This is a genomic window from Pueribacillus sp. YX66, from assembly GCF_041725775.1.
GTDB lineage: Bacteria > Bacillota > Bacilli > Bacillales > UBA6769 > Pueribacillus.
In genome coordinates this window covers 1-2,053 of record NZ_JBEUEL010000069.1, presented here as the reverse complement: position 1 = coordinate 2,053, position 2,053 = coordinate 1, and the positions used below count along the sequence as shown (strand labels likewise).

Here is a 2,053-nt window from a genome sequence, read left to right as displayed (position 1 = left end):
TGTGAGCGTCAAGTAAAATGTTACAGTTTTTGATAAATTATTTTTTACGCTTTTGATGATTCAAAAATAGAAGTTCTATGTTTCATTCGATAACTATCACCATTTAAGTGAATAATCTCAGCTCGATGGATGATTCTATCCAATATAGCTGTTGTTATCGCAGGGTCCCCCAATAATTCACCCCAATCTTTGGGGGCCTTATTGGAGGTTAGTATAATTGAAGATTTATTGTACAAATCGTTAATTAGATGGAAAAATAGATTTGCCTCATGTTGATCCATCGCCATAAACATTAAATCATCAATGATTAACAAATTTGCATCTCGTATCCTCTTCATTCGTGTCTTTGATTTTCTAGAAATTTCTTCGGTTTTTAGTGTGTGGACTAAATCACCCATTGATATAAACATTACTTTATATCCTTGATGAATTGCTTCTAGTCCTAAACCTATAGCCAAATGAGTTTTACCCACTCCAGGTGGACCTAGAAAAATTATATTGTAAAGTTGCTCAATCCAAGTTAATTCTTTTAATTGATTTAGTTGTTTTCTACTTAATGATTGCTGTTCATCCAAATTGAATTCATCTAGAGTTTTGTGACTTGGAAAAGCAGCCCACTTTAATCTTCTTTCAAGTAGTTTTTCTTCTCTTCGTTTTTGCTCATATTCTAAAATACTATTTAAAAACACTAAATAAGATTTATCATGCATTTCGGCCTCTTTAACTAGTGTGGGTAAATATTGAGATGCTTCCGACATACGCAATGATTTTAAACGTTCCTGAGCTATACTTAAATCACTCATTTGTCAGCCTCCAATACAGTTAAGTATTCATCGATATCCCTTTGTGGTGTTGATATATAGTAAATCGATTCATTTTGAACATCTAAAGGTTTTATCGGCACTTTACGCTGTTTAACACTTTTTGTAACGTAAACTTGTCGTTGCCGTTCAATATACTTAACCATATCGACAAAATCTGTTGCACTAAAAAGCTTCTTTTGAAAACATGCTGTTAATGCTTGTTCAATAATTGCTTGCTGTTCGGTACTTTTTACGATTCTTAATATCATTTGGAATTGATCCCGAACATACCTTGAGTATTTGGTTCGAATTTCTGCTAAGTATGACTTGGCTAATTCATAATCATCAAAATAGCGAGCCACGGTTTCTAATAATCTATCGATTCCTTTCGAACGGTCTCGGGTATGTTGTCTGTCCTGAATTAATTTCCCTTTTCCATTACTGATTTTATGTTTTGCGATTAATAAACCATTTTCAGAAGCATAAATATATAAGTACTCATCTTTTGTAGAAATATAAACGTCTTTTTGTTTGTTATATGTACCGAGAGGTACTGAATAACGATTTGATTTGTATATAATAGTGTTGTCCTGTCTTACTCTTCTTGTTATACTAGAGACAGGTATTGAATATTGGTTAGTTAAATCTTTGATGATCGGTCTTAGATGTTTCTTTTCTTCTTGAAACACTTCGACCGGTCTTTTCTTGGTCGTATTGTGTATCTTATAATTCCCCGTCCGATTTAGCCATTTTATTGCGTCTTCATTCCAGCGATCAATACTTGTAAATATTCGATGAGCTGCAAAGTTATATTTGATATAACCGATTACATTCTCAATTCTTCCTTTACTTTCAGGGTCCGCTTTGCGACAAACATGTAATTTAAACTTTCGTTCTTGACGATATTGCTCAAACTCTTTTGTTAAAATTAAATTTCCACCATTTTCACTTACTACAATAAGTGAATCTTGATCATATACAATTTCACGAGGGATTCCCTCAAACCAACGAAAAGCATTTTCGTGTGCACGTATTACATCTCGAGTAGTGAATGGTCGGTCAAGAAACTCAGTATATTTATAACGTGAATTCGATAATACAAAAGCGATGAAATACAACTTCACAGTTTTATTTTCAGGTGTTTTTTGACGTGTTTCACCAAAATCAACTTGTACTTGTTTTCCCATCTCTGGATCAGGAATAGCCTCATAATCACGTTTCTTAATAATATCTTTAGGGATGTTATATTC

Annotated in this window: 2 protein-coding genes; both read right to left on the bottom strand. The window is 33.1% G+C overall.

Translation table 11 applies throughout. From position 1 onward, the window contains the following. Positions 1-44: 44 nt before the first annotated feature. The gene (gene istB / locus ABU914_RS15295; RefSeq protein ID WP_379670556.1) at positions 45-803 is read right to left on the bottom strand and encodes an IS21-like element helper ATPase IstB; all 759 of its coding nucleotides are present in this window, start codon (positions 801-803) and stop codon (positions 45-47) included. Beyond that, positions 800-2,053: DDE-type integrase/transposase/recombinase (locus ABU914_RS15290; protein ID WP_379670555.1), on the bottom strand; the 1,254-nt coding region annotated here is incomplete at its 5' end. The genes istB and ABU914_RS15290, both read right to left, overlap by 4 nt.

Bases quoted from the DNA above. Each gene is read 5' to 3' on its own strand.
- istB (WP_379670556.1), bottom strand. From the start codon at position 803: ATGAGTGATTTAAGTATAGCTCAGGAACGTTTAAAATCATTGCGTATG.